This is a genomic window from Tateyamaria sp. 7Alg 36 (assembly GCF_059882455.1).
Genome location: NZ_CM187613.1, coordinates 1,473,069 through 1,498,986, shown reverse-complemented (window position 1 = coordinate 1,498,986; position 25,918 = coordinate 1,473,069). Strand labels below are relative to the sequence as shown.

25 protein-coding genes are annotated in these 25,918 nt (G+C 61.3%); 16 read left to right on the top strand and 9 right to left on the bottom strand.

The window, feature by feature from the left end; all coding sequences use genetic code 11:
- Window positions 1-68 precede the first annotated feature (68 nt).
- The 5 genes from AC6GQJ_RS07260 to AC6GQJ_RS07240 form a co-directional block, all read right to left on the bottom strand.
- The gene (locus tag AC6GQJ_RS07260) at window positions 69-830 is read right to left on the bottom strand and encodes an SGNH/GDSL hydrolase family protein (RefSeq protein ID WP_500773231.1); all 762 of its coding nucleotides are present in this window, start codon (window positions 828-830) and stop codon (window positions 69-71) included.
- A complete protein-coding gene (locus AC6GQJ_RS07255) occupies window positions 827-1,891 on the bottom strand; it encodes a GSCFA domain-containing protein (RefSeq protein ID WP_500773229.1) in 1,065 nt (354 codons plus the stop codon). The genes AC6GQJ_RS07260 and AC6GQJ_RS07255 overlap by 4 nt, the downstream gene beginning before the upstream one ends.
- 157 nt (window positions 1,892-2,048) lie before the next feature.
- The gene (locus AC6GQJ_RS07250; protein WP_500773227.1) at window positions 2,049-3,101 is read right to left on the bottom strand and encodes a YeeE/YedE family protein; all 1,053 of its coding nucleotides are present in this window, start codon (window positions 3,099-3,101) and stop codon (window positions 2,049-2,051) included.
- Between the two features lie 27 nt (window positions 3,102-3,128).
- Entirely contained in the window at window positions 3,129-3,464 is a 336-nt protein-coding gene (locus AC6GQJ_RS07245) for an ArsR/SmtB family transcription factor (RefSeq protein WP_500773225.1), read from the bottom strand.
- 95 nt (window positions 3,465-3,559) lie between these two features.
- Window positions 3,560-3,919, bottom strand: a complete 360-nt coding sequence (locus AC6GQJ_RS07240; RefSeq protein WP_500773223.1) for a hypothetical protein — start codon at window positions 3,917-3,919, stop codon at window positions 3,560-3,562.
- 78 nt (window positions 3,920-3,997) lie between these two features.
- Between AC6GQJ_RS07240 and AC6GQJ_RS07235 the strand changes: the two genes are divergently transcribed.
- From AC6GQJ_RS07235 to AC6GQJ_RS07165, 15 genes are all read left to right on the top strand, one after another.
- Window positions 3,998-4,735: a cytochrome c biogenesis CcdA family protein gene (locus AC6GQJ_RS07235; protein ID WP_500773221.1), complete on the top strand. Its 738-nt coding sequence runs from the start codon at window positions 3,998-4,000 to the stop codon at window positions 4,733-4,735.
- Between the two features lie 29 nt (window positions 4,736-4,764).
- Window positions 4,765-5,337 carry a thioredoxin family protein gene (locus AC6GQJ_RS07230; RefSeq protein WP_500773219.1) on the top strand — a complete coding sequence of 191 codons (573 nt, stop codon included), beginning with the start codon at window positions 4,765-4,767 and terminating at the stop codon, window positions 5,335-5,337.
- Between the two features lie 96 nt (window positions 5,338-5,433).
- Window positions 5,434-5,907, top strand: coding sequence for a sulfur oxidation c-type cytochrome SoxX (soxX, locus tag AC6GQJ_RS07225; RefSeq protein WP_500773217.1), 474 nt, complete (start codon window positions 5,434-5,436; stop codon window positions 5,905-5,907).
- Window positions 5,908-5,940: 33 nt separating this feature from the next.
- A complete protein-coding gene (gene soxY, locus AC6GQJ_RS07220; RefSeq protein ID WP_500773215.1) occupies window positions 5,941-6,357 on the top strand; it encodes a thiosulfate oxidation carrier protein SoxY in 417 nt (138 codons plus the stop codon).
- Window positions 6,358-6,372: 15 nt separating this feature from the next.
- Complete coding sequence (gene soxZ, locus AC6GQJ_RS07215; RefSeq protein WP_500773214.1) at window positions 6,373-6,702, top strand: thiosulfate oxidation carrier complex protein SoxZ; 330 nt, start codon at window positions 6,373-6,375, stop codon at window positions 6,700-6,702.
- Window positions 6,703-6,727: 25 nt separating this feature from the next.
- Window positions 6,728-7,573: a sulfur oxidation c-type cytochrome SoxA gene (gene soxA, locus AC6GQJ_RS07210; RefSeq protein WP_500773212.1), complete on the top strand. Its 846-nt coding sequence runs from the start codon at window positions 6,728-6,730 to the stop codon at window positions 7,571-7,573.
- 66 nt (window positions 7,574-7,639) lie between these two features.
- Window positions 7,640-9,337, top strand: a complete 1,698-nt coding sequence (gene soxB, locus AC6GQJ_RS07205; RefSeq protein WP_500773210.1) for a thiosulfohydrolase SoxB — start codon at window positions 7,640-7,642, stop codon at window positions 9,335-9,337.
- 26 nt (window positions 9,338-9,363) lie between these two features.
- Window positions 9,364-9,798, top strand: a complete 435-nt coding sequence (locus tag AC6GQJ_RS07200; RefSeq protein WP_500773208.1) for a DsrE family protein — start codon at window positions 9,364-9,366, stop codon at window positions 9,796-9,798.
- A 37-nt stretch (window positions 9,799-9,835) separates the two neighbouring features.
- On the top strand, window positions 9,836-11,104 hold the full coding sequence (soxC, locus tag AC6GQJ_RS07195; protein WP_500773206.1) for a sulfite dehydrogenase: 1,269 nt from the start codon (window positions 9,836-9,838) through the stop codon (window positions 11,102-11,104).
- Window positions 11,088-12,350 (top strand): c-type cytochrome, encoded by a 1,263-nt coding sequence (locus tag AC6GQJ_RS07190; RefSeq protein WP_500773204.1) that lies wholly within the window; start codon window positions 11,088-11,090, stop codon window positions 12,348-12,350. Before soxC ends, AC6GQJ_RS07190 begins: the two co-directional genes overlap by 17 nt.
- Window positions 12,347-13,054: a c-type cytochrome gene (locus tag AC6GQJ_RS07185; protein ID WP_500773202.1), complete on the top strand. Its 708-nt coding sequence runs from the start codon at window positions 12,347-12,349 to the stop codon at window positions 13,052-13,054. Before AC6GQJ_RS07190 ends, AC6GQJ_RS07185 begins: the two co-directional genes overlap by 4 nt.
- A gap of 28 nt (window positions 13,055-13,082) precedes the next feature.
- Complete coding sequence (locus tag AC6GQJ_RS07180) at window positions 13,083-14,351, top strand: FCSD flavin-binding domain-containing protein (protein ID WP_500773200.1); 1,269 nt, start codon at window positions 13,083-13,085, stop codon at window positions 14,349-14,351.
- A gap of 84 nt (window positions 14,352-14,435) precedes the next feature.
- The gene (locus tag AC6GQJ_RS07175; RefSeq protein ID WP_500773198.1) at window positions 14,436-14,864 is read left to right on the top strand and encodes a DUF302 domain-containing protein; all 429 of its coding nucleotides are present in this window, start codon (window positions 14,436-14,438) and stop codon (window positions 14,862-14,864) included.
- A complete protein-coding gene (gene hemA, locus AC6GQJ_RS07170) occupies window positions 14,865-16,088 on the top strand; it encodes a 5-aminolevulinate synthase (RefSeq protein ID WP_500773196.1) in 1,224 nt (407 codons plus the stop codon). It abuts the gene before it with no gap.
- Between the two features lie 122 nt (window positions 16,089-16,210).
- On the top strand, window positions 16,211-17,266 hold the full coding sequence (locus tag AC6GQJ_RS07165; protein WP_500773194.1) for a YeeE/YedE family protein: 1,056 nt from the start codon (window positions 16,211-16,213) through the stop codon (window positions 17,264-17,266).
- A gap of 47 nt (window positions 17,267-17,313) precedes the next feature.
- Here AC6GQJ_RS07165 and AC6GQJ_RS07160 read toward each other — a convergent pair whose 3' ends face one another.
- From AC6GQJ_RS07160 to AC6GQJ_RS07150, 3 genes are all read right to left on the bottom strand, one after another.
- Window positions 17,314-18,357, bottom strand: coding sequence for a YeeE/YedE family protein (locus AC6GQJ_RS07160; RefSeq protein ID WP_500773192.1), 1,044 nt, complete (start codon window positions 18,355-18,357; stop codon window positions 17,314-17,316).
- 283 nt (window positions 18,358-18,640) lie between these two features.
- Complete coding sequence (locus tag AC6GQJ_RS07155) at window positions 18,641-19,558, bottom strand: MBL fold metallo-hydrolase (RefSeq protein ID WP_500773190.1); 918 nt, start codon at window positions 19,556-19,558, stop codon at window positions 18,641-18,643.
- 90 nt (window positions 19,559-19,648) lie between these two features.
- Entirely contained in the window at window positions 19,649-20,557 is a 909-nt protein-coding gene (locus AC6GQJ_RS07150; protein WP_500773188.1) for a peptidoglycan-binding protein, read from the bottom strand.
- 210 nt (window positions 20,558-20,767) lie between these two features.
- Here AC6GQJ_RS07150 and AC6GQJ_RS07145 point away from each other — a divergent pair, with 210 nt between their 5' ends.
- The gene (locus AC6GQJ_RS07145) at window positions 20,768-22,447 is read left to right on the top strand and encodes an adenylate/guanylate cyclase domain-containing protein (protein WP_500773186.1); all 1,680 of its coding nucleotides are present in this window, start codon (window positions 20,768-20,770) and stop codon (window positions 22,445-22,447) included.
- Between the two features lie 40 nt (window positions 22,448-22,487).
- On the opposite strand, the gene carB is transcribed toward AC6GQJ_RS07145, so the two are convergent.
- Window positions 22,488-25,820: a carbamoyl-phosphate synthase large subunit gene (gene carB / locus AC6GQJ_RS07140; RefSeq protein ID WP_500773184.1), complete on the bottom strand. Its 3,333-nt coding sequence runs from the start codon at window positions 25,818-25,820 to the stop codon at window positions 22,488-22,490.
- Between the last annotated feature and the right edge of the window lie 98 nt (window positions 25,821-25,918).

Here is a 25,918-nt window from a genome sequence, read left to right as displayed (position 1 = left end):
CCAATGCTGCAATATCCGCGTCCTTGATTTACACCGGTGAGGCTGTGATAGCGACCAAAAGGGTAGGGTCAGCCGACGATATGTGTGCGGTAAAATTCCGAGAACTGCGCCTGCGCGTATCCTGCATTCATGTGCAAATAATCCGTCAATTCCGCCGCTGTCTCGTCGGGTAAATCGCGTTGCCGCGCAAAATTCGGCTTGGTGAAGAACGGCACGTCGATCATCGCGTCCGATACGGGCAAAAGGGTCAGGCGCTGCTTGAAACACACCTCGGCCAGAATGGTTTGATACGCGTCGAACAGCGCATCGCGCGCGGGGTGGTGGAACAGGTTGTGCAACTCTGTGCTGTACTGCGTGGCCTCGCGCGAGGGGAAGGGGGCCTGCACCACGACAATCTGCGGCGCTTGCGGAAAGAACGTGCGCAGACGGTCGGCGTAGGTGCGGCACGTGGTCCTGATCATGTCGCGCGCGCAGGGCATGGAGATTAGCGGCTTGCCCGCGTCCGTTTCCGCAAAACCCAGCACATCAACGCCCGAAAAACCGGTCACGAAATGGCGTAGGTAAAACCCGTGCGAGGTCAGCAGCACAACATCGAATGTGTCGAGCGGAATGGGATAGGCGCCGTCGGGGTCGATCATCTGATCCGCCACCGTATCGACGGGCTGTACCACGTTCAGTGCAGCGCCGCCGGTCTGGGGGGATTTGAAAAACACCGGATTGGGCAGGCCGAAAAACTGTATCTGCACATCTGGATGCGCGGCCCTGATCCCGTCAGCAGCATCCTTGAACGCGGCCAGATGCGAGTTCCCGATACAAGCGATGCGGATCATTTTGCGAACGCATCCAGCAACATGTCTTCGCAGGCGACTTCCCAACTGTCGGTCTGAAATGGGTCCGCGTCGTCGAGGGCGGTGGTGACGGTCTGCCCGCCGGTATAGCTGTCCTCGAACACTTGCATCACGCGCGCGACGCCGGCATCCGACGGGTTGCGTTTGTTCGCCGCAAAGAACGGGCCACCGAGCACGGGCGTGGTGATAATCTCGTACGAGGGGAAATAATCCACGTCGTCGAACTGGCACAGCATTGCATCGCACGCGGTGCGCAGGATCGCCTTTGACGCGGTCGAAGCAACGGCGATATGCGAGGTCGTGCGCGTCGCTGTCAGGGGCACGGGGCTGACCGTCAGCAGGATTTTCATCTGCGGATTGATGTCCCGTAGCAAGGCACGCGCTTTGGTCAGATCGGCGAGCACTTCCTCGTATGAGAAGTTGACGAAATCGGCGGGGTTGTCGGCCATATTGCCCGCGACGGTTCCGGGTGCGGTGGGCAGGGCGCGGCCCGTGGCACGGTCGATCCAGGCCTCTGTCAGGCCGAGGGTAAAGATCACGCATTCCGCCGCGTGCAACGCGTCGCGCACCGCACGCAGATGGGCAGTGCGGGCTTGGGCAACCTCGTCCGGATGCGCCAGCCCTTTGGGTTCGACCGAGGGGCGCAACGCATCGACATAGCGGTCGTCCTTGGCCCAGAGGATCGGCGGGGGCGGCGCGTCGCTCGTCGCCTCTTGGATCAGTTCGACCCACTGGCGCGCCGTGTAGATGTTGCCATAACGCGCCGTATACTGCCCGAAGCCATAGCGCGCCGCGACGCGGTCGGGGACATGGCCGCTGACGTCTTCTTTGACGATCACGCCCCAGCCCATGCCGCGCAGCTTGCGGTGCAGATGCTGTTCGAAACAACTACCTGCGGTCATGATCGCGGTGTCCGGTGTCAGTGCGAAACGGGGTTGATGCAGCTTGGCCACCGCCTCGGGCTGCTGTTCGACCACGGCCGAGCGCCAGAAGGCATGCGCAGGCTGTGACGCATAGGGCGAAGCGGCTTCATCACGGGCCATGGGCAAAAGGCTCCATCGGGTCGACTCCGTCTGGTGCGCGCCTGTGGCCAGACCTGAAAAGCAATGATGCGGCGCAGGATTTTGCCGGAGTTTCCGGCACTTGCGAAATGCTAGGGGATGCAACCGAGGCGGGCAAGCCTAATTCCAAGGCCCGCGTTTATCCAAAGGACAGGCCGGTGATCAGTTGGCGCAGGCCAAAGGCGGCACCGGCAAAGATGCTGGCAAAGACAATCGGCGCATTCAGCGTCAGCAGCGAAAAGGCCGAGATGCCCTGACCAATGGTGCAGCCCATGGCGAGCACCGCGCCAAAGCCCATGAGGGTCGCGCCCAGCACCTGCCGTTTGAGTTCGCGCGGATCTTCGCAAGCTTCCCAGCGGAAATGCCCCTTGATTAGGCTGCCGACAAAGGCCCCCGCCAGCACGCCAAAGACCGACCCGACACCAAAATTGAGGCCGCCGCCGCTGGACGTCATCAGGAACAGGATCGTGTCGCCTAGTGGCGCGGTATAGGTGTGACTGAGGACGGCTGCGGTGCCGAACCCTGTTTGCGCAACCCATTGTGTTCCGGCCCAGCCACTGACGATGGCCAGTCCGACCAGCACTGCCCAGATCAGCGTGGCGGGGCGGCTGAGCAAGGCGCGGGACCACAGGGCCGCGATGGTGATGGCCGCGCTGATCGCAAGGCCGATAAGGACGGTGGAAACTCCGCTGAGTGCAGAGAGAACCTGCGAATAGCTGCGATATTGTGTGTCAACTTCGGTCATGGCCAAGGCGCTTAGCCGCAGCTGTGCCAAGGGACCGGACAGCGCGATATAGGCGCTGATGCCCATCACCAGTACGATGACGAAAGACCGCAAATCGCCCCCGCCGAACCGCGCCAAGGCCCCAAAGCCGCAATTGCCCGCAAGCGACATGCCATAGCCGAACAGCAACCCGCCCAAGATACCAAAGGCGGGCGACCACGGCGCAAGGTGATAGATGCTACGTGAGGGCTCAAGTGCGCCGATGCCAACCAGCGCAAAGGCCCCGAGGCCTGCGACGCCAATCGCCAACAGCCACATGCGCAGGCGTATGTCGCTGTCCTGATACAAGTAATCCTCGATCGCGCCCAAAGTGCAGAACCGCCCAAGACGTGCCGCCAGTCCCAAGATGATGCCGCCGAAAAAGCCAGCCAACGCAAGAACCCATGCCTCTGATAAGATGTTCAACATGGCCGTCCTCCGCTGTGCTGTGTTCTGTCAGGTCTTCTTGCAGAACAGGTCGTAGACCACCGCGAGAATCTCGATCGCGCGTTTGTCTGTCAGCCTGTAATAGATCACCTTGCCCTCGCGCCGTGGGGCTACCAGCCCTTCGGCACGCAGGCGCGAAAGCTGCTGGGACACCGCCGCCTGACGGGCGGACAGCAACTCTTCGAGTTCGGTCACGGATTTCTCGCCGGTGGACAGATGGCACAGGATCATCAACCGCCCTTCATGGCTGATCGCCTTGAGAAAGTTGGAGGCCGTGCAGGCGTTCTGCATCATCCGTTCGATTTCGACGTCGGACATATCTTTGTTGATCACTGGAAGCGACATTTCAGCTCGTGTGTCTCGCAAAGGTTCTGACCTCTTTTATTGCGTCCGCCTTAAAAGGCAATTTGCGTGTCGTGGCAGTCAACATTCCTTAGCCGTCACGAGTCTGTTTCGGTGACTTCGGGATGGGCATCCAGCAGCTTGGTCAGCAGGAACCAGAAAAATTCGTCCCCCGCATAGCCTTCGATGCGCCCGAGTTCCTGCCCGTCCTCGACCAGCACAAAGGTGGGCGTGAATACGGGCGGCGATGTAAAGGCGATGTCGTCGGGCAGGTCGCGCAGGTCCACGCGGCGCAAAGGCGCGCGCTGCCCCTCGTCAGTTTTGGGGTAGATATGCGCGATCTCGGCGTTCCAGCGGGCGCACCAATGGCATCCCGCCTGTTCGACCATCACAAGATCGGCTGCCAAGGCAGGCAACGGGGCAAGGGCCAGAAACAGGGCGGACAGGGTGCGGATCATCAGCGTTCCAATTGACGAATGCGGTAAACATACAATAACTTGAATATGTACCCTTCACAAGCGCCGAGGCAATTGCACATGTTTGACGTCACACTTGTCGGCGCGTTTCTGGGGGGACTGATCGTTTTCTTCTCGCCCTGCGTCCTGCCCATCGTGCCCTTTTACCTCAGCTATATGGCTGGTGCGTCCATGTCCGAAATCAGCGCAGGGGGCGAACTGGCCCCGGGCGTGCGCAGGCGCGCCTTCTTGGCGTCGGTGATGTTCTCGCTCGGGATTATCACGGTGTTTGTCCTGCTGGGCGCTGCGGCCTACGGGCTTAGCCAGACGTTCCGCAGTATGCAGACCGAGTTCCGGATAGTGGCGGCGCTGATCGTGTTGATCATGGGGCTGCATTTCCTTGGTGTGCTGCGCATCGGGTTTCTGAACCGCGTGTTCCAGATGGATGCGGGGGATACCAACAACTTGTCCATTCTGGGCGGCTACGTGGTCGGCTTCGCTTTTGCCGCCGGATGGACGCCTTGCGTTGGCGGCGTGCTGACCGCGGTGGTGTTTACCGCCAGTACCGAGGCGACGGCGGCACGCGGGCTGGTCCTATTGCTGGTATTCGGCGCGGCGATGACACTGCCCTTCGTAGTCGCGTCCCTGTTCATCGGGCCGTTCCTGAAATTCGCCGCACGGTTCCGCCGCCACCTGCCCAAGGTGGAAAAGGCCATGGGCCTGCTGCTGATCGCCTTTGCGATCCTGATCGCAACCGATAGCGTCAATTGTATAGCCCAGTGGATGTTGACCGCGTTCCCTGTGTTCCAGAACATATGAACCGCACCTTTTAGAAAGGACTTGCTGCCATGAAACGTCTGATCGCCCTTTTCTGCCTGATCGCACTGCCCGCCCTGTCTGCCGAGATCGGCGATGACGGGCTGCACAAAACCGACTGGATGCGTGACACGTTCAAGGATCTGTCCGAAGATCTGGCCGAGGCGAATGCCGAGGGCAAGCGTCTGGCCCTGATCGTCGAGCAGCGCGGCTGCATCTACTGCACAAAAATGCATGAAGAAGTCTTCCCCCGCGAGGAGATCGCCAGCTACATCAGCGAGAATTTCTTTGTGGTGCAGATCAACCTGCATGGCGACACCGAAGTGACCGATTTCGATGGCGAAGTGCTGAGCGAAAAGCAGGCCGCGCGCAAATGGGGGCTGTTGTTCACGCCCTCGATTCTGTTCCTGCCAAAAGAGGTCGAGGACGGTGCCACCGCACAAACTGCGGCTGTCGCGATGATGCCGGGGGCATTCGGGCCGGGCACGACGCTTGATATGTTCACATGGGTCAACGAAGAACGTTATGCGCTTGATTCCGAGGAGGATTTCCAGCGATACCACGCACGTCGCATACAGGAGCGTGCAGATGGATCGACTGATTGAGAGTGCCACAAATTCAAGTTTTCGAATTTGTCACTTGATCGGTCGCGACATTGTGTCCTACGGTATGCATAACCTTGAATGTGTTTGGGAGGACGCATGAAACGCACCTTTACTGCAATATTGGCCCTCGCGGCCTCAAGCTTTGCCCTGAACGCTGAAACGATCGCGCCCACGGCTGTGTCCTTTACCGATGGAAGTGTCGAACAATCCCTGACGGGTGTGCCGGGGGATGTTGCCTCGGGACGCGAGATCGTCGGGAACAAAGGACTGGGTAACTGCGTTGCCTGTCATCAGGTCAGTGATCTGGCCGACGTACCGTTCCAAGGCGAAATCGGCCCGATGCTGGACGGCGCTGGCGAACGCTGGAGCGAGGCGGAACTGCGCGGCATCGTCGCCAACGCCAAGATGATGTTCGAGGACAGCCTGATGCCGTCCTTTTACAAGACCGAAGGGTTCATTCGCCCCGGCAATGCCTATACCGGCAAGGCGGCGGACGACACATTCGGCCCGCTGTTGACGGCGCAGCAAATCGAAGATGTGGTGGCCTACCTGTCCACCCTCAAAGAGTAACGGCCCGAGACGGGTCAAGAGGAGGTTCATCTGATGGAACTGACACGACGTAATGCAATTCTGATGGGGGCGGGCGCGTTCCTTGTTGCCGGTCTGCCCATGCGTGCATCGGCCGCTGTGGATGACGCGATTGCAGCCTTCACCGGCGGTGCCGAGGTCGGCGCGGGCGACATCAAATTGACCGCACCCGAGATCGCGGAAAACGGGAACACGGTTCCGATCGAGGTGTCCTCGGACACGGCGGTGGAGATCATGGTGTTCGCCGCAGGCAACCCGACACCCGGTGTGGCCAAGTTCAAGTTTGGCAAGCTGGCTGCTTCGCGCGCTGCGTCGACACGTATCCGCCTTGCAGGCACACAGGACGTGATCGCCGTTGCCAAGCTGGAAGACGGGTCATTTGTTCAGGCCGCTTCGACGGTCAAAGTCACAATCGGCGGCTGCGGCGGCTAAGAGGGAGATAGAAACATGGCATCTGGTGTAAAACCCCGCGTGAAAGTCCCCAAAAGCGCTGCTGCTGGCGAGACGATCACAATCAAGACCCTGATCAGCCACAAGATGGAATCCGGCCAGCGTAAAGACGACGATGGCAATGCGATCCCGCGCTCGATCATCAACCGGTTCACCTGCGATTTCAACGGCGAGAACGTGATCGACGTCACGCTTGAACCCGCGATTTCGACTAACCCGTATTTCGAATTCGAAGCGATTGTGCCCGAGGCAGGCGAGTTTGCCTTCACGTGGTATGACGACGACGGATCGGTTTACGAAGAAACAAAAAGCATCGCAATCGGGTGATCTGATCGTCTTGGGAGGGACATCTATGAAAAAGCTGACTGGAGCATTGCTCGCCAGTGCAATGATCGCCACGCCACTGATGGCAGAGCCCGTGGATGACACGCTGGTGCTGAACGAAGAGGTCACAATGGTGACCCGCACGGCGGCCCCCGCGCACATTTCGGACGCAATGGACGAGGTTATGTCGGGCTGGCTGTTCCGTGGTACGGAAACCCGCGCCATGCAGGCCGATGATTTTGACAACCCCGGTATGATCTTTGTCGAACAGGCCGAAGAGGTCTGGAACACCGCCGAAGGCTCCGAAGGCAAGTCATGTGCAAGCTGCCATGGTGCGTCCGAAGAGATGGCTGGCGTGCGTCCGGTCTATCCCAAGTGGAACGAAGATGCGGGCGAAGTGCGCACCCTTGAGATGCAGATCAACGATTGCCGCGAAAACCAGATGGGCGCGGAAAAGTGGAAGTACACAGGCGGCGACATGGTCAACATGACGGCGCTGATCTCCTCTGTCTCGCGCGGTATGCCAGTCAATGTGGCAATTGACGGTCCTGCGCAATCCACGTGGGAAGCGGGCAAGGAACTTTACTATACCCGCACCGGACAGTTGGAACTGGCCTGCGCGTCCTGCCATGAACAGAACTATGGCAATATGATCCGCGCCGACCATCTAAGCCAAGGCCAGATCAACGGCTTTCCGGTCTATCGCCTCAAGAACACCAAGCTGAACGCGGTTCACGCCCGTTTCAAAGGCTGCGTGCGTGACACACGTGCCGAAACCTTTGAGCCCGGCAGTGACGAGTTCATCGCGCTCGAACTCTACGTCGCCTCGCGCGGCAACGGGCTGAGCGTGGAAGGACCGTCGGTCCGCAACTAACCTTTGATGGCCCCGCACGGCATCCGTGCGGGGTTTTCTTTACCTCATACATTCAGGATTTCGCATATGATTTCGCGGCGTGATTTTCTTCAGACCAGTATGGCGGCAAGCGCTCTTTTGGGGGCGTCCGGCTTTGGCAAGTGGAGCCGTCTGGCCGCGCAGCAGGCGCTGACCCAAGACCAGTTGTTGCAGTTCGACACGTTCGGCAATGTATCCCTGATCCACGTCACGGACATTCACGCGCAACTCAAGCCGATCTATTTCCGCGAACCGTCCGTGAATATCGGCGTGGGCGACAATCGCGGCAAGGTGCCCCACATCACCGGCGCGGATTTCCGGCGCAGATACGGGATCGACGACGGATCCTATTCCCATTACGCGCTGTCCTCGGGCGATTTTGCCGCGCTGGCGCAAGGCTATGGCCGTGTCGGCGGGCTGGACCGCGTGGCCACCGTAATCAACCAGATCCGTGCGGATCGCCCCGATGCGCTGCTGCTGGATGGCGGCGATACGTGGCACGGCAGCTACACCTGCTACCAGACGCAGGGGCAGGACATGGTCGACGTGATGAACGCGCTCAAGCCCGACGCGATGACATTCCACTGGGAATTCACGCTGGGGTCGGACCGTGTGACCGAAATCGTCGAAGGGTTGCCCTTTGCCGCCTTGGGCCAGAACATCTTTGATGCCGAATGGGACGAACCCGCCGAACTGTTCCCGCCCTACAAGTTCTTTGAACGCGGCGGCGTAAAGATCGCCGTGATCGGGCAGGCGTTCCCCTACATGCCCATCGCCAACCCCGGCTGGATGTTCCCTGAATACGCCTTTGGCATACGTGACGAAAACATGCAGGCCATGGTCGACGAAGTGCGCGCCCAAGGGGCCGAACTGGTCGTCTGCCTCAGCCATAACGGCTTTGACGTGGACAAGAAGATGGCCGGTATCGTCACCGGTATTGACGTGATCCTGTCGGGCCACACCCATGACGCGCTGCCCGAACCGGTGATTGTGGGTGACACGATGGTGGTTGCCTCCGGCTCGAACGGCAAGTTCGTGTCGCGTGTTGATCTGGACGTGCAAAACGGGCGCGTCATGGGCTTCCGCCACAAGCTGATCCCGATCTTTTCCGATGTCATCACACCGGACGCCGAGGTCGCGAATCTGATCGACAAGGTGCGCGCCCCGTTCCAACGCGAACTGACCGAAGTGATCGGGCAGACCGACAGCCTGCTGTACCGGCGCGGCAACTTCAACGGCACATGGGATGACCTGATCTGCGACGCCCTGATGTCCGAGCGCGAGGCCGAGATCGCCCTTAGCCCCGGCGTGCGGTGGGGGCCGACCCTGTTGCCCGGTCAGGACATCACCCGCGAAGATATCTGGAACGTCACCTCGATGACCTACGGGGAGGCCTACCGCACTGAAATGACTGGCGAATTCCTGCACGTGGTGCTAGAGGACGTGGCCGACAACCTGTTCAACCCCGACCCCTATTACCAACAGGGTGGCGACATGGTGCGCACGGGTGGCCTTGGCTATCGCATCGACATCACCAAGCCGCAGGGCAGTCGCATCACCGACCTCACGCTGCTGAAAACCGGCGAAAAGATTGACCCCGCCAAGACCTATCAGGTCGCGGGGTGGGCATCGGTGAACGAAGGCACCGAAGGCCCGCAGATCTGGGACGTGGTCGAAAACCACATCCGCAAACTGGGCACCGTAACCGTGGGCGCGAATACCAGCGTCGAGGTGATCGGCGCCTGACGCCAATCCCGATGGAGGGGGAACAGATGAAAAAACTGATCGCATCGCTGACACTGGCTGCGTCGCTGTCCGGCGCGGCGCTGGCCGAAGGTGTCACCCACCGCGTCGCAGTGCACGTCAACGACAATGACCCGCAGGTCATGAACATGGCGCTGAACAACGTCGCCAACATGACCAAGTATTACAACGATCAAGGCGACGATCTGATTGTCGAGGTGGTCACCTATGGCCCCGGTTTGCACATGCTGATTGACGGCAAAAGCCCCGTTGCCGACCGCATCGCCGCCATGTCCCTCGAGATGGAGAACCTGAGCTTTGCCGCCTGTGCCAACACTATGGCGGGCATGAAACGCAAGACAGGCAAGGACGTGATCCTGCTGGAGGAGGCGACGGTTGTGCCCTCCGGCGTGGTGCGGCTGATCTCCCTTCAGGAAGACGGTTACGCCTATATCCGGCCCTGAGGCCACCCATTCATCAGACCCCAAAACGGAGGCACCCATGGCAGATCGCACATCACGCCGCGCATTCTTGACCAAAGGCATGGCCGCAGGGGCCGCTGCGGGCCTGGCTGGCACCGCCAAGGCCGCAACCCCCGACCCCCTGATCACTGAAGTACAGCCTTGGGCATCCGGCCTTGGCGACGGGGTGGATGCAACGCCATACGGCCTGCCGATCAGCTATGAGGGGGATGTGATCCGCCGCAATGTCGAATGGCTGACCGCCGATACGATCAGTTCGATCAACTTCACCCCGATCCATGCGCTGGATGGCACGATCACGCCGCAGGGCTGCGCGTTCGAACGTCACCATTCCGGCGCGATCGAGCTGCGCAAAGAAGATTATCGCCTGATGATCAATGGTTTGGTGGATCGACCGCTGGTGTTCTCTTACGCCGATCTGGAACGGTTCCCGCGTGAAAACCACGTGTATTTCTGCGAATGCGCAGCGAATACGGGCATGGAATGGGCGGGCGCGCAGTTGAACGGCGCGCAGTTCACCCACGGCATGATCCACAACATGGAATATACCGGCGTGTCCCTGCGCACCCTGCTGGCCGAGGCCGGATTGGATGCGGCGGGTGATCTGTCGGACAAGTGGGTTTATGTGGAGGGGGCGGATGCGTCCTCCAACGGGCGGTCGATCCCGATGGAAAAGGCGCTGGACGATGTGCTGGTCGCATTCAAGGCCAACGGCGAGGCGCTGCGCAAGGAACACGGCTATCCCGTGCGCCTCGTTGTGCCCGGCTGGGAAGGCAACATGTGGGTCAAATGGATCCGCCGGATCGAGGTGATGGACGGCCCCGTGGAAAGCCGCGAGGAAACCAGCAAATACACGGACACGCTCGAAGACGGCACATCGCGCAAGTGGACATGGGCGATGGATGCGAAGTCGGTTGTGACCTCGCCCAGCCCGCAATCCCCGATCACCCATGGCAAGGGGCCGCTGGTCATCACCGGCCTTGCTTGGACAGGGCGCGGGGCAATCACCCGCGTGGATGTGTCAAAAGATGGCGGCAAGACGTGGGAAACCGCCCGCCTCGCCAAACCGGGAGAGAAGATGGCGCTGACGCGCTTCTACCTCGACACGGAATGGGACGGGCAGGACATGTTCCTGCAAAGCCGTGCCATGGATGAAACCGGATATGTACAGCCGACCAAGGCACAGCTGCGCGAAGTGCGCGGCGAAAACTCGGTCTATCACAACAACTGTATCCAGACATGGTGGGTGCGCCCGAACGGGGAGGCTGAAAATGTCGAAGTATCTTAAACTCTTTGCACCCTCGTTAGGCGGCACGGCACTGGTTCTGTCTTCGGCCTATATGCTGGCGGACCAGTTCATCGTGGACATTCCGTCGGTTGCGCCATCGTTGATCCGCAGCGCGCAGGCTGATGAAACGCCTGCCGTGGAAGCTGATGAACCGGCGGTGACGCCCGTACCTGTTGCCGTACTCGCTTCTGCCGCACCTGCCGACGCGGCCCCCGTGGTGCTGGCCAGCGCGACGCCGATGGGTCTGGGCCGCCCCGCCTTGCCCGAAGAGATCGCGGCGTGGGATTTGGATGTCAGCCCCGATGGCACCGGCTTGCCCGAAGGGTCCGGCGATGTGCTGCTGGGCGAAGAAGTGTTCGCCGACAAGTGCGCCGCCTGCCATGGCGATTTTGCAGAAGGCGTGGACAACTGGCCGAAACTTGCAGGCGGCTGGGGCACGCTGGCGGATAAGGATCCGCTGAAAACCGTGGGCAGCTACTGGCCCTACCTGTCAACCACGTGGGACTATGTGAACCGCTCCATGCCTTTTGGCGATGCGCAATCGCTTGAGCCGGACGAGGTCTATGCCATCGTCGCTTATATTCTGTATTCCAACGACCTCGTGGACGAGGATTTCGTCCTCTCGAAAGAGACATTCGCCTCTTTCGAATTGCCTAACAAGGACGGTTTCATCGTCGATGACCGGATCGAGTCTGAGTTCTCGAAATGGGTGGGTGAGCCGTGCATGGAGAACTGCAAAGACACGGTCGAGGTGACCATGCGTGCCCTCGTGCTTGACGTGACACCAGAGGAAGAAGGCACCGAGGTCGAAGAGGTCGCCGCGACTGCCCCCGTAGATGAACCAGTCGCCGAGGCGATGCCCGCCGCGGCGGAAACAGAGATAGAAACCGTAAGTGCCGATGCACCCGCTTCGGCCGCAGCCGACTCTGCGCTGGTCGCACACGGCGAAAAAGTGTTCAAGAAATGCAAATCCTGCCACCAGATCGGTGCAGGGGCCAAGAACCGCTCCGGCCCGATCCTGACGGGGGTCGTGGGACGTGCGGCGGGGGCTGTGGACGGGTTCAAATACTCCAAAGCGCTCACCGCGATGGCCGAGGACGGACTGGTCTGGGATGCAGAGTCGCTGGCGGCGTTTCTGGCCAAGCCCAAGGGTTTTATGAAGGGCACTAAAATGGCCTTCGCCGGTCTGAAGTCGGACGCGGACCTTGCCGCCATCACCGCCTATCTGGCCAGTGTGACCGAATGACCCCGCACCGTTCTGTCTTGCCCGCGGTCCTTGTCGCTCTGTGCGTTGCAGGGGCGGCCTTAGGCGACAGCGCGGGCGATGCGGCGGCGGGCGAAAAGGTGTTTTCCAAATGCAAAGGCTGTCACGAAGTCGGCAGCGGCGCACGCGACCGGATCGGCCCGCATCTGAACGGCATTTTCGGCAGCAAGGCGGCCCAGCACGACGGCTATGCCTATTCCAAGTCGATGCAGCGCGCGGGCGATGACGGGTTGGTCTGGACGGCGGAAACACTGGACGCCTACCTTGAGAACCCGCGCGCGCTGGTTTCCAAAACAAGGATGAGCTTTCGCGGCCTGAAAGACGCGCAGCACCGCGCCGATGTCCTCGCCTATTTACGGGGCTTTTCGGACAACCCCGCAGACGTCCCCGAGGCCGAGCCGACTGCACAAGCCACCGATCACGACCTTGATCCGGCGATCCTCGCGCTTCAAGGTGATCCTGAATATGGCGAGTACCTCGCCAGTGAATGCCTGACCTGCCACAAACAGGATGGCACGTCCGACGGCATTCCGGGCATCACACGCTGGCCGACCGAGGATTTCGTGGTCGCGATGCACGCCTATAAACGCAAACTGCGCCCGCATCCTGTGATGCAGATGATGGCCGGACGCCTGAGTGACGAGGAGATCGCGGCGCTCGCCGCATATTTCAAGGACCTCGAATAACGGGGCCTGTTTTCAGGGAGGAAACAACATGAAACTCAACAGACGCCTGTTTCTGGGCACGGGGGCCGCAGCGGCGGCCAGCTTGTCCGCACCCGCGTTGCTGGCCGAGGGGCACGGCAAACCAAGTGTGATCGTGGTCGGCGGCGGGGCCGGCGGGGCAACGGCAGCGCGCTATGTCGCCAAGGACAGCAAGGGCGCGATTGACGTCACCCTGATCGAACCCTCGCGCACCTATTTCACCTGCTTCTTTTCCAACCTCTATCTGGGCGGTTTCAAGGAAATCGACGATCTGGGCCACACTTATGGCACGCTGGCTGCTGAATACGGCGTCAATGTGGTGCATGACTGGGCCGTGGACGTGGACCGCGATGCCAAGACGGTCAGCCTCGCCGGTGGGGACACGCTTTCTTATGACAAACTGATCCTCAGCCCCGGTATCGACTTTGTCGACGGCGCTGTCGAAGGCTGGGATGTGAGCGCGCAAAACGCCATGCCGCATGCCTATAAGGGGGGATCGCAGACCGAGTTGCTGAAGGCCAAGATCGCCGCCATGCCCGAGGGCGGCACCTTTGCCATGGTCGCGCCGCCTAACCCCTATCGCTGCCCGCCCGGTCCTTACGAGCGTGTGTCGATGATCGCCCATAGCCTGAAAGAGACAAATCCGACGGCCAAGATCATCATTGCGGACCCGAAAGAAAAATTCTCGAAAATGGCGCTTTTTCAGGAAGGTTGGGCGAACCATTACGAGGGCATGATCGACTGGATCGGCGCGGACTTCGGCGGCGGCAACGTGTCGGTCGACCCCGCCGCCATGACCGTCACCATCGACGGTGAAGTGACCCAAGTTGACGCCTGCAACGTGATCCCCGCGATGAAAGCGGGCCGCATCGCGGAAATGGCGGGCGTGACGGAAGGCAACTGGGCCCCCGTGAACGCCGCCGATATGAGCAGTAAGGCCGATGCGGACGTCTATGTGCTGGGCGATGCGTCACAGCAGGGCGACATGCCCAAATCCGGCTTTTCCGCCAACAGTCAGGCCAAGGTCTGTGCCAACGCGGTGCGCGGCGCGCTGACAGGGTCCAAAGTGTTCCCTGCCAAATTCTCGAACACGTGCTGGTCGCTGATCGACACCAATGACGGGGTCAAGGTCGGCGCCACCTACGAGGCGACGGACGAAAAGATCGCCAAGGTCGACGGCTTTATCTCGGCCACGGGCGAAAGCAGCGATGTGCGCAAAGCCACTTACGAGGAGTCCGAAGGCTGGTATGCGGGCATCACGTCGGACATGTTCGGCTGAAAAACGGTGCCCGGGTCTGATCTGGATCAAGGTTCGGGCACCGTCGAAGATGTTAACACTTTGGCACTGGATTGGAGAACAGCGATGAAACAGTTTCTAGGCGCGGCCCTCATTTGCGTATGCAGCACAGCGGCGCATGCGGATCAGGCAGTCACATATCCGTTCGATGGCAGTTTCGAGGACGCCACCTTTGCCGTGGAAAACGCGATTGTCGGGCGCGGTCTGGTCATCGACTATGTCAGCCACACCGGCGAGATGCTGAACCGCACCGCGGCGGATGTCGGATCAGAGGTCAAGCTGTTCAACGAGGCGGATGTCTTCCTGTTCTGCTCGGCCCAGATTTCCCGCGCCGTGATGGAGGCGGACCCGATGAACATCGCGCACTGCCCCTACGGCATTTTTGTCGCGGATCAAGATGGCGAGGTCATCATCGGCTATCGCGAGTACCCCGAGGGCGAGATGCAGCAGGTGCAGGCACTGCTCGACGAAATTGTGCAAGAGGCGATGGAATAAGTGAACTACAACGACTTTTTTGCGGACAAGCTGGCCGCGCTAAAGGACGAGGGGAACTACCGCGTCTTTGCCGAACTCGAACGCCAATGCGGCGACTTCCCCCATGCGCGGGCGCACCGGAACGGGGACACGGATGAAGTGACCATCTGGTGCTCGAACGACTATCTGGGCATGGGTCAGCATCCCAAAGTGCTGGCCGCGATGCATGATGCGTTGGAACGCTGCGGCGCGGGGGCGGGCGGGACGCGCAATATCTCGGGCACCACCCATGACCATGTCATGCTTGAGGAAGAACTGGCCGACCTGCATGGCAAGGAAGACGCGCTGCTGTTCACTTCGGGCTATGTGTCGAACTGGGCCGCCCTTGGCACGCTGGCGGCGCGCATCCCTAACTGTGTGGTGTTGTCGGATGCGTTGAACCATGCGTCGATGATCGAGGGCATTCGCCATTCGCGGGCCAAATGCATCATCTGGAAACATAACGACCTGTCAGACCTAGAGGCGAAGCTGGCCGCGCTGCCCCACGAGGTGCCCAAGCTGATCGCCTTTGAATCCGTCTATTCGATGGATGGCGATATCGCCCCGATTGCCGCGATTTGCGATCTGGCCGACCGCTATAACGCGATGACCTATCTGGACGAGGTGCACGCCGTTGGCCTGTATGGTCCACGCGGAGGCGGCGTTGCCGAACAATTGGGCTTGATGGACCGGTTGACCGTGATCGAAGGGACGCTCGGCAAGGCATTCGGCGTCATGGGCGGTTATATCGGGGCCTCGCGGGATCTGTGTGATTTCGTGCGCAGCTTTGCCAGCGGTTTCATCTTTACCACGGCACTACCCCCTGCGGTGGCGGCAGGGGCGGCGGCGTCGATCCGGCACCTCAAGACCTCGCAGGTGGAACGCGCCGCGCACCAGTCCAAAGTGGCCGAGCTGCGCGCACGTCTTGATGCGCTTGGCATTCCGCACACGCCTAATCCCAGCCATATCATTCCGGTGATGGTCGGCTGTCCGGTGAAATGCAAATACATCTCTGATCTGCTGTTGTCTGATTACGGGATCTACATCCAGCCGATCAACTACCCCACTGTGCCCAAGGGGACCGAGCGGTTGCGCATCACGCCATCGCCCGTGCACAGCGCGGCGGATATGGATCACCTCGTGTCGGCCCTTGGCGCGTTGTGGACCCAGTGCGAACTGGCGCGCATGCCACTCGCGGCGCAATAGTCCGAAAATTTTACGCATCACAAACCGGCATCTTGATCTGCATCAACGATTCGCCGCGCCCGCCGCACTAATCCTTTGCCCATGGTGAGTGGGACCATCCATGGTGAGTGGAACGGCAGGCGATGGAGCATCTGATTGACCGGTTCGGAGAGGGAGCCGTTTTGGCAATCGCGGGACTGCAGGTCGGGGCGCTATTTGGCGCTTCGGCCCAGCATTCCCGATTTTGCCTCCGCGCCGCCACGGTCGAGGTTGCCGAAGGGCGTTTGAGTGGGCGCCTTTCCATATGGCTGCTGGCCTTTTGCTGTGCGGTCCTTGGTGTACAGGCGATGATCGCAGCAGGCGTGCTGGATGTGTCGCAGTCGCGCCAACTGGCCAGCACCGGCAGCCTGTCCGGTGCCATGCTGGGCGGGATCATGTTCGGGAGTGGCATGATCCTTGCCCGTGGCTGCGCCAGTCGATTGCTGGTCCTGTCGGCCACGGGCAACCTGCGCGCCATCGTAACGGGGCTTGTACTTACTCTTGTGGCGCAAGCCTCGTTACGCGGCGCACTGGCCCCCATGCGCGAAGGGCTGGCGGGGCTGTGGGTCGTTTCGGGCGGGCAGGCGCGTGACCTATCGGCGAGTTTGGGGATCAGTGCAGGATTGGCGGCCAGTGGCGCGCTAGGTGCTGTGGCGCTGGCAATCCTGCTGGCACGGCGGTCACAGGTCGGCTGGTCGCAGGTTGTTTCCGCGATGACTGTGGGTGCCGCCGTGGCCTTGGGCTGGTACGTCACCTATGCCATCGCCCAAGCCTCGTTCGAGGTTGTCGCGATATCCTCGGTCACGTTCACCGGGCCGTCCACCGACACGCTGATGGGGCTGATCAACAGCACGTCTTTGCCCTTTGGCTTTGGAGTCGGTCTGGTGCCGGGTGTCTGTGTGGGGGCAGGGGGCATGGCCCTTGCTCGGGGCGAGTGGCGTATCGAACGGTTCGGTTCCGACACCCCGATGGAGCGGTATTTGATCGGCGCGATCCTGATGGGGTTCGGCAGTATGTTGGCGGGGGGCTGCGCGGTGGGCGCGGGTGTGTCCGGCGGCGCGATCTTTGCGCTGACCGCGTGGGTGGCGGTGCTGTTCATGTGGCTGGGCGCGATGGCGACCCACCGTCTGCTACTGGCCGCACGCCCCGCAATGGCCTGAACGACCGTTTTGGCAGGACAGCGCCGGAACGCTGCCCCATTCTTTGATTAGGCGGTCACGCCCGACAGGCGCGGTGTGGTCACGCGGCTGGTGATCAAGCCGCCGACGATGATGCTTGCTAGGGCCAAAAGGGCCGCAATGCTCAACGTGGCACCCCCGCTTAGGCCCGCGCCGATGGTGCAGCCGCCCGCCAGAACGCCGCCGATGCCCATCAACACCGCCCCAGCGGCATAGCGTCCGAATTGCGGCACGGTCTCGAACCCTGCCCACGCCAGTTCACCGCGCAAAGTGGCGCTGACAAAGCTGCCCGCCAGAACGCCGCCGATCAGCCCTGTGCCAAAGCCCGCTGGCACAGCGGTCGAGGCGATGATCCAGAACAACGTTTCGGACCACGGCAGGGTGAAGGCCGCCGATTGCACCGGCAGCGGGTCGAATTCATCCAGCAGCAGAACACTTGTTCCCATCCAGCCAAGCACGGGGATCAGCCCGATGATCGCGCCAAAAAGAACCGTGTGCCACGCAGGGCGGAACCGCAGAACCATCGCCACAGCTGCAAGCGCAGCGGCAGCAACAGCGGCAAGGCCCAAAAGCGGCACATCGTTCAGGCTTCCAATCGGCAGGCTGACGGAAACCGACCCCAAGCCCGTGCGCAGCGGCGACAACACGCCTTTCAGCATGGCATGCGCTGCAATGGCAAACAGCATCAGGACCGTCACGGCCCGCAAGTTACCCGTCGCCCCCAGAACGGTCAGGCGCGACACGCAGCCCCGCGTCAGGATCATGCCCGCCCCGAATGCCAACCCGCCCAGAACAATTGCCAGAACCGGAAGATCGGGCGAAAGATAGCGGTGCGCGGACACGTCCACATAGCCCGCCGCCTGCGCAATCTGAAAACTGATCAGCGCAACGGCAAAGGCGGTGATCCACACGGCCCCCGCCTGTCCACGGTCGCTGGCGTCAAGGGACACGGCGCGGCGCAAACAGAAGCGCGAAATCTGGGCCGCAATGCCAAAGATCAGTCCGATCGCTAGCCCGTACAGGACTTGCAACATCCGTGGGTCCAGATCCCCGTCGTAATATTCCAGCAGCATCGACCGACTCCCAAGTAACGCACCCGCGGGATATCGGTCTATTTTTGCCAGAGTCAATGCGGTGTCAAAGAACGCTTGTTCTAGCTAGCTGCGTAAACGGTGGGTTGTATCCGGCGCAGCATACAAAACGGGCAGGATGTGCGCGCCCCTGCGGCGGCCCTCGGGAAACTGTCCCTATCTGCGCCATTCGGAAGCCATTTGATCGCGGTCGCGGCCTGCATACTTTGCCGCAAGCTCTTCATCTGTGTCGTGGAGGCGAGCAACAGGGTCGACGCGCACCGCGTCAGGCGTCCCCTGCGACAAAGCGGTAGGCGTCATTGCTCCGTTCGACCCGTCCCAGACCACCATCGGGCAGGTGAAAGCCCAGCAACATGATATCATCCGCGACCAGTTGGTCGAGCAAGCGGGTACGGGTCTGCACTCCTAGTTCGCGGTCCTGATCCGCTCCACTTGGCCAGTGGGGACGGGCAAAGGCGACGTGGTGATTGCCGATGGCATCGCCGCCCACCATAACCGCGCGCGTGCCTTCGCGGATTTCAAAAGACATGTGACCAGGGGTGTGGCCAGGGGTGCTGTGCGCCATAACGCCTGGCAGGACTTCGGCCCCGTCGGTGATAAAGGTCATCTGCTCCGCGACAGCCTCCAACCGCCGCGCTGCGCCGACGGCAAAGGCGGCGCGGGCCTCACCGATGGTGTTTACCGTGTCAGGGTCGGTCCAATAGTCCCATTCGGATTGACCCATCATCAGGGTCGCTTGGGGGAAGACCGGATCGTCGAAGTCGTCCAGAATGCCCCACAGATGATCGGGATGGCCGTGGGTAAAGACCACATGCGTGACGTCCTCGGGCGTGATGCCCGCCGCCTCAAGGCTGGCCAGCATATCGCCCGCGCTGGCCATGAACCCGGCACCGGCACCGGCATCAAACAGCACGGTCCGGTCGCCATCCTGCATCAGGGTCAGGTTGCAGGGCGGCTGCAACTGGTCGGGCGAGACATCATAGGCGGCAAGAACCTCGGCCACGTCCTGTTCGGGCAAACCATCAAAAAACAGTGCGCCGGGCAGGATCAGATTGCCATCGCTGATGCTGGTGATCTGGCAGGTGCCAAGGGTTACGGACTGTTTGGCAAAGGCCGACAGGGGCGCGCCGCACAGCGCCATGCCCCCCAAGCCTGCCAGAATATGTCGCCTGTTCACCTGCATGCCGCATCCCCCTTTGCTGCCTTCAAATTCACAGGTTTGAATGTGACGGGATTTGTGGGCGAAAGGCAAGCGTGAATTCCGGCAAAGCGGTCAGGACCGCGGGTCCCAGACCGACGGGACTTTTACACCGCGCGCGGGATGGTCAAGCGCGTCGATATAGCTTTCCATATTGTGGTTTAGCCCGCGCGTCGGGTTCGCATGGATCAGATCGGCCATTCGCCCCATGTGGTGAAAGCTGCTGGGCAGGAAGCAGACGATGTCGTCATTGCGGCAAATCGACAGGGACAGTTCGTCATAGACCACCTTGCCGCTGGCCTTGCGCGGGCGCGGCGCGGCGAAACCAATGGCAGGCGCGGCCCATGATTTCGACAGGATCTGTGCCGAGGCCGCCCCCAGCGAATGCCCGATGATCATCGTGGGCCAGTCGTCGGGGTTTTTGCCGATCCATTTATAGATTTTGTTGGCGTGGCGAAAAAAGCCCTGATGCCAGACCGTGCGCGAGAATCCCAATTGCGTGCTGGTGTCGACCTTTACCTTTTTAGCTTCCTCGCGAAAGCTCAGGCGGCGTTGGCCGATGTTCCAGACCCGCAGGTTGAAATGCAGGTAGTCCGCCAGCGAGTTGCTGCCCGGGATCAGCAGGCAGCGGTTGTTGAGCATATAGGCCTCGACACCGCGCTTGGTGCAGCGTTTGACTACATGTAGACCGTGGTCGTTTTCCAGTTTGGTATCGCCAGCGTTGCGCTTGTTCGGGCTGAGGGCATAAGCGATGGCCATCATGTGCGCAGCGGTCTTGACCTTCATCGCGGGGGCCAGACTTGCGCCGAACAGGGCGCGGAAGGTCTTGTTGCCGACGATACCGTCGGGCTTCAGCCGTCTGCTTCTCTGAAAGGCGCGTACCGCGGCGTCTGTTTTCGGACCGCGATCCCCATCCGCAGGGCCGGGATCAAAGCCCAGTTCGGCCAGTTTTCTCTGTATCCGCTTCCAGTCCAGAGCTGCCATGACAGTCCGCCTTTCGTGATGCGCCCTCAAACCCTAGGCGGAAAAACGATTTCTGGCAATGCAACGTGCGCGGGCACTGGCGCGCTGGCAAACGGTTCAAATCACGACGCTTTGCGAAGGTGTCCGGTCTACGCGCTTGCGTCATGGCCAGATCGCGGTCACGCTGGAGGGTAGGAAATGCCGGACATGTTCCGGCATCGGGGGACGGATATGCAGCGCAGTCTGGCGGCTGTCCTTGTGGCAGATGTCGCAGGGTATTCCGAACTGATGGGGCACAATGCCGAGGCGACGCTAAGCGCGCTGAAACGGCTGCGTACGGATGTGTTCCGCCCTGCCGTGGCCTCCCGCAGCGGGCGCGTCGTAAAAAGCATGGGGGACGGCTGGATCGTGCTGTTCGGGGCGGCGGCGGATGCGGCCACTTGCGCGCTGCACATACAGGAACGGTTGGCGCGCGATCTTGCGCAGGGCGATCCGCAAATGCGGCTGCGCCTTGGCGTGCATCTGGGCGATGTGATCGAGGACGAAGAAGACGTGTTCGGTGACGGTGTCAACGTTGCCGCGCGGCTCGAGGAGTTTGCCCAACCCGGGCGGATCGCGATCTCGGATGCGGTGTTCGGCTCGCTTGATGGCACGCTGCGCCCGTCCTTCGAGGACGCGGGCGAACGGGTGCTCAAGAACATCGCCAAGCCTGTGCGCGTGTGGACAGGGGGCAATGCCCCCGAAGACGGCTTTGGCCGTGCCGCACGGCCCGAACGGCCCCATGTGGTGGTGCAGCCGGTGCAAACCTCGGATACGCGGGTCGAGGTGATCGAACTGGCCGATGCGCTGACGGGTGATGTGCTGACCTTTCTCGGGGCGACACATTGGCTGGGCGTGACGACGGGGGCGGTGGATGACCGCGCCTATGTGCTGACGCAGCGGTTGCGGGCCAGCGGGGCGCGGCTGCGCCTTGAAATCCGCTTTTGCGGGCCGCGCGGGGTCGAGCTGTGGTCCACCAAGATCGACGGCGATATGGCTGACGCCTTTGACTGGCAGGACGCCGCAGCCGAAACGGTGGTGTCGCAGGCGCTGGCCTCGGTCTTTGACGCCGAACGCCGCGCGCTGGACAAGCTGACGCTGGAAGACATGAACGCCCACCAATGCGAGTTGCGCGGCCAACTGGCGCTGGATCATCTGGACCCGACCGCTTTTGATGCTGCGCTGGCGTTCTCGACCGCTGCCATCGACAAGGATCCCGAATTTGCGCCCGCCCGCGCACTGGCGCTGGTTTCCTATCTGTCGGCGGCAGTCATGGGCTATGACGCGGTGACGGCGCCCTATGCCCGTTCGGTGCCCAAGTGGTGTGCTGCTGCGGCGCCTATGGCCGCCGATCACGCCCATCTGAACCTTGCCCTTGGCGTGATCACCTATGCCGAGGACCGGCAGAGCGCGCCACTGCGCAAGATCATCGACAGCGCCCTGCGCCAGTCGCCGTCGGATTTCGTGACGCTGACATTCAGCGGTTGGGCCAATGTCTGGCTGAACGACCAGCGCGGCGCGTTGGAATGCCTGAACAAAGCGTGGATTTTCGGCAAGCAAAGCCCGTGGGCCCTCGCCATCAAGGGCGGGTTGGCCTTTGCCTCGTTGCAAATTGGGGATGACGAAACGGCAATCAAACATGCGGAGGAGGGGCTGGTCACAAGCCCCGAATACGCGACCCTGCATCGGATACTGGCCGCCGCCCACGCGCATCTGGGGAATGTGGATGATGCCCACACGGCCCTAAAGGCGGCGCTGGAGTGTGATCCGCAGGATTCAATCAAGGCCATTCGCGCGCGCAACCTGTTTGCAGGTGACGATCAGGGCAACCGGTACCTAGACGGGCTGCGATTGGCGGGAATGCCGGAATAGGGGGCACCGCGCATCCCGAAAGACGCGCGGTACCAAAGACTTAGCCCTGAAGCGACTTCACACCCACATCACCCTGCGCTTGTTCGCGGATTGCCAATGTGGCGGCATGCGAACCGGCTGCGGTCGTGAAATAGGGGATCTTGTCGTATAGCGCGATAGAGCGGATCGACTTGGAATCCTCGACCGCCTGCGCGCCTTCGGTGGTGTTCAGTACCAGTTGGATACGCCCGTCCTTCATCATGTCAGTGACATCTGGGCGCCCTTCATAGACCTTGTTGACCGTGGTGCAGGTCACGCCCTGATCTTCGTACCATTTGGCCGTGCCGCTGGTCGCCACGAGGGTAAAGCCGAGGTCGGTCAGGATTTGCGCGGCCTCCAGCATTTGCGGCGTCTTATCCGCGTCCTTGATCGAAATGAACGCACAACCCGAGTCGGGCAGAACCATGCCCGCGCCCATCTGCGCCTTCAGGAACGCCCGTGCAAAGGTCCGGTCCCAGCCCATCACTTCGCCGGTGCTGCGCATTTCGGGGCCAAGGATCGTGTCCACACCGGGGAAGCGGGCGAAAGGCAGCACCGCCTCTTTGACCGAGTACCAAGGCATGTTCGGGTTCGCCAGCGTCAGCGGATCGCCCAAGGGCAGCACATCGTCATACCCCGCATCGGCGTCATAAGGCGCACGCAGCGGGAAGTTGGACAGCGGCTCTCCGGCCATAATGCGGGCAGCGATCGATGCGATGGCACTGTCGGTCGCCTTGGCGACAAACGGCACGGTGCGCGACGCACGCGGGTTGACCTCGATCAGGAAGATATCATCGCCCTGTACCGCGAACTGGATGTTCATCAGGCCGACCACATTCAGTGCCAGCGCAAGAGCGCGGGTCTGAACCTCGACCTCTTTGATGATGTCTTGGGACAGGGAATAGGGGGGCAGGGAACAGGCGCTGTCGCCCGAGTGTACGCCCGCCTCTTCGATGTGCTGCATGATGCCCGCGACGTGCACGTCTTTGCCATCGCACAGCGCATCCACATCCAGTTCCACCGCGCCCGCCAGATAGCTGTCGAGCAGAACGGGGCTGTCACCGGAAACCACAACCGCCTCGGAAATATAGCGGCGCAGGCCTGCCATATCGCGCACGATCTCCATCGCGCGGCCGCCCAGGACGTAAGACGGGCGGATCACCAGCGGGAAGCCGATGTTTTCCGCGATCTCAAGCGCTTCGGCGTCGGAATGGGCGATGCCGTTCTTGGGCTGTTTCAGGCCCAGATCTTGCACCAGCTTCTGGAACCGCTCGCGGTCTTCGGCAAGGTCGATTGCGTCGGGTGTTGTGCCGAGGATCGGAATGCCCGCATCTTCCAGCGCGTTGGCCAGTTTCAGCGGGGTCTGACCGCCGAACTGCACGATCACACCGTGCAGCGTGCCGTTTTCCTGCTCGACCCGCATGATCTCCATCACGTGTTCAAAGGTCAGCGGCTCGAAATACAACCGGTCCGAGGTGTCATAGTCGGTCGACACGGTTTCGGGGTTACAGTTGATCATGATCGTTTCATAACCCGCATCCGTCAGCGCGAAGCAGGCGTGACAGCAGCAATAGTCGAACTCGATCCCCTGACCGATCCGGTTCGGGCCACCACCAAGGATCACAACCTTTTTGCGGTCCGTCGGGCGCGCTTCGCATTCCACGTCGCCAAAGACGGGCGTTTCATAGGTGGAATACATGTAGGGCGTCTGCGCCTCGAACTCGGCGGCACAGGTGTCAATGCGTTTGAACACCGCATGCACGTCCAGCTCGCGGCGCTGTGTACGCACGTCGGTCTCGGTCTTACCGGACAGCGCCGCAAGGCGCGCATCGGTAAAGCCCATCATCTTGAGGCCGCGCAGTGCGTCCGCATCTGTCGGAAGGCCGTTCACAACCACACCGGCCTCGGCCTGTACGATCTCGCGGATACGGGCAAGGAACCACGGGTCAAACATGGTGACGCCGTGGATTTCGTCATCGCTGAGGCCGTGGCGCATGGCTTGGGCAATCAAGCGCAAGCGGTCTGGCGTCTGGGTCGAGATCGCCTTGACCACAGCCGCCTTGTCGGGCGCGCCGGGAATGTCGATGTCATCAAGGCCGGTCAGGCCGGATTCCATGCTGGCCATCGCCTTTTGCAGCGACTCGTGGAAGGTCCGGCCCACGGCCATCACCTCACCCACGGATTTCATCGCGGTGGTCAGGGTTGCTTCTGAACCCGGGAATTTCTCGAACGCGAATTTCGGGATCTTGGTGACGACATAGTCGATTGTCGGCTCGAAAGAGGCGGGCGTGACCTTGGTGATGTCGTTGTCGAGTTCGTCCAGCGTATAGCCGACCGCCAGTTTCGCGGCGATCTTGGCAATCGGGAAACCCGTCGCTTTGGACGCCAGCGCCGAAGACCGCGACACGCGGGGGTTCATCTCGATCACTACCATGCGCCCGTCAACGGGGTTGATGGCCCACTGTACGTTCGATCCGCCGGTTTCCACGCCGATCTCGCGCAGGACGGCGATCGAGTGGTTGCGCATGATCTGGTATTCTTTGTCCGTCAGGGTCAGCGCAGGGGCAACGGTGATCGAATCACCGGTGTGCACGCCCATCGGGTCCACGTTTTCGATGGAACAGACGATGATGGCGTTGTCGGCCGTGTCGCGCACCACCTCCATCTCGTACTCTTTCCAGCCCAGCAGCGACTCGTCCACGAGGATCTGGCCGACGGGCGAAGCGTCCATGCCGGACCGGCAGATCGCCATATAGTCGTCGCGGTTATAGGCCACACCGCCGCCGGTACCGCCAAGGGTAAAGGCGGGTCGGATGATTGCGGGCAGGCCGATATCTTCAAGGGTTTCCAGCGCAATGGCGACACCTGCGTTCAGGTCTTTCTTGCCGTTGGCGTCCTTGGGGGCGGTCACGATGGTGGCGCGCGGGTTTTCGATGCCCAGACGGTCCATCGCGTCGCGGAAAAGTTTGCGATCTTCGGCCATTTCAATGGCTTCGCGCTTGGCCCCAATCATCTCGACGCCGAATTTCTCCAGCACGCCCATTTCTTCAAGCGCGAGAGAGGTGTTCAGACCCGTCTGGCCGCCCATCGTGGGCAACAGCGCGTCGGGGCGCTCTTTCTCGATGATCTTGGCGACGATTTCGGGTGTGATCGGTTCGATATAGGTCGCGTCCGCCAGACCGGGATCGGTCATGATCGTGGCAGGGTTCGAGTTGACGAGGATAACGCGGTAACCTTCCTCGCGCAGGGCCTTGCACGCCTGTGCACCGGAGTAATCGAACTCGCAGGCCTGACCAATCACGATGGGTCCAGCGCCGATGATCATGATCGACTGTATGTCGGTACGCTTTGGCATGGTCGAGCCCCCATATATGTGCAAATTGTCCTGCGTTATAGGCATGGGGCGGAAAGGTGCAAGGGGGGCAGGACGCTTTCCACAGGGGCCGGACGATA

What these genes read in the sequence shown, in the direction of transcription:
- AC6GQJ_RS07250 (WP_500773227.1), bottom strand. Translation starts at nt 3,101, where the DNA reads ATGTTGAACATCTTATCAGAGGCATGGGTTCTTGCGTTGGCTGGCTTT.
- AC6GQJ_RS07245 (WP_500773225.1), bottom strand. Translation starts at nt 3,464, where the DNA reads ATGTCGCTTCCAGTGATCAACAAAGATATGTCCGACGTCGAAATCGAA.
- AC6GQJ_RS07230 (WP_500773219.1), top strand. Translation starts at nt 4,765, where the DNA reads ATGAAACGTCTGATCGCCCTTTTCTGCCTGATCGCACTGCCCGCCCTG.
- AC6GQJ_RS07175 (WP_500773198.1), top strand. Translation starts at nt 14,436, where the DNA reads ATGAAACAGTTTCTAGGCGCGGCCCTCATTTGCGTATGCAGCACAGCG.
- AC6GQJ_RS07240 (WP_500773223.1), bottom strand. Translation starts at nt 3,919, where the DNA reads ATGATCCGCACCCTGTCCGCCCTGTTTCTGGCCCTTGCCCCGTTGCCT.
- carB (WP_500773184.1), bottom strand. Translation starts at nt 25,820, where the DNA reads ATGCCAAAGCGTACCGACATACAGTCGATCATGATCATCGGCGCTGGA.
- AC6GQJ_RS07235 (WP_500773221.1), top strand. Translation starts at nt 3,998, where the DNA reads ATGTTTGACGTCACACTTGTCGGCGCGTTTCTGGGGGGACTGATCGTT.
- soxZ (WP_500773214.1), top strand. Translation starts at nt 6,373, where the DNA reads ATGGCATCTGGTGTAAAACCCCGCGTGAAAGTCCCCAAAAGCGCTGCT.
- AC6GQJ_RS07155 (WP_500773190.1), bottom strand. Translation starts at nt 19,558, where the DNA reads ATGCAGGTGAACAGGCGACATATTCTGGCAGGCTTGGGGGGCATGGCG.
- soxY (WP_500773215.1), top strand. Translation starts at nt 5,941, where the DNA reads ATGGAACTGACACGACGTAATGCAATTCTGATGGGGGCGGGCGCGTTC.
- AC6GQJ_RS07180 (WP_500773200.1), top strand. Translation starts at nt 13,083, where the DNA reads ATGAAACTCAACAGACGCCTGTTTCTGGGCACGGGGGCCGCAGCGGCG.
- soxC (WP_500773206.1), top strand. Translation starts at nt 9,836, where the DNA reads ATGGCAGATCGCACATCACGCCGCGCATTCTTGACCAAAGGCATGGCC.
- AC6GQJ_RS07200 (WP_500773208.1), top strand. Translation starts at nt 9,364, where the DNA reads ATGAAAAAACTGATCGCATCGCTGACACTGGCTGCGTCGCTGTCCGGC.
- soxA (WP_500773212.1), top strand. Translation starts at nt 6,728, where the DNA reads ATGAAAAAGCTGACTGGAGCATTGCTCGCCAGTGCAATGATCGCCACG.
- AC6GQJ_RS07150 (WP_500773188.1), bottom strand. Translation starts at nt 20,557, where the DNA reads ATGGCAGCTCTGGACTGGAAGCGGATACAGAGAAAACTGGCCGAACTG.
- AC6GQJ_RS07160 (WP_500773192.1), bottom strand. Translation starts at nt 18,357, where the DNA reads ATGCTGCTGGAATATTACGACGGGGATCTGGACCCACGGATGTTGCAA.
- soxX (WP_500773217.1), top strand. Translation starts at nt 5,434, where the DNA reads ATGAAACGCACCTTTACTGCAATATTGGCCCTCGCGGCCTCAAGCTTT.
- AC6GQJ_RS07260 (WP_500773231.1), bottom strand. Translation starts at nt 830, where the DNA reads ATGATCCGCATCGCTTGTATCGGGAACTCGCATCTGGCCGCGTTCAAG.
- AC6GQJ_RS07190 (WP_500773204.1), top strand. Translation starts at nt 11,088, where the DNA reads ATGTCGAAGTATCTTAAACTCTTTGCACCCTCGTTAGGCGGCACGGCA.
- AC6GQJ_RS07255 (WP_500773229.1), bottom strand. Translation starts at nt 1,891, where the DNA reads ATGGCCCGTGATGAAGCCGCTTCGCCCTATGCGTCACAGCCTGCGCAT.
- AC6GQJ_RS07145 (WP_500773186.1), top strand. Translation starts at nt 20,768, where the DNA reads ATGCAGCGCAGTCTGGCGGCTGTCCTTGTGGCAGATGTCGCAGGGTAT.
- AC6GQJ_RS07185 (WP_500773202.1), top strand. Translation starts at nt 12,347, where the DNA reads ATGACCCCGCACCGTTCTGTCTTGCCCGCGGTCCTTGTCGCTCTGTGC.
- AC6GQJ_RS07165 (WP_500773194.1), top strand. Translation starts at nt 16,211, where the DNA reads ATGGAGCATCTGATTGACCGGTTCGGAGAGGGAGCCGTTTTGGCAATC.
- soxB (WP_500773210.1), top strand. Translation starts at nt 7,640, where the DNA reads ATGATTTCGCGGCGTGATTTTCTTCAGACCAGTATGGCGGCAAGCGCT.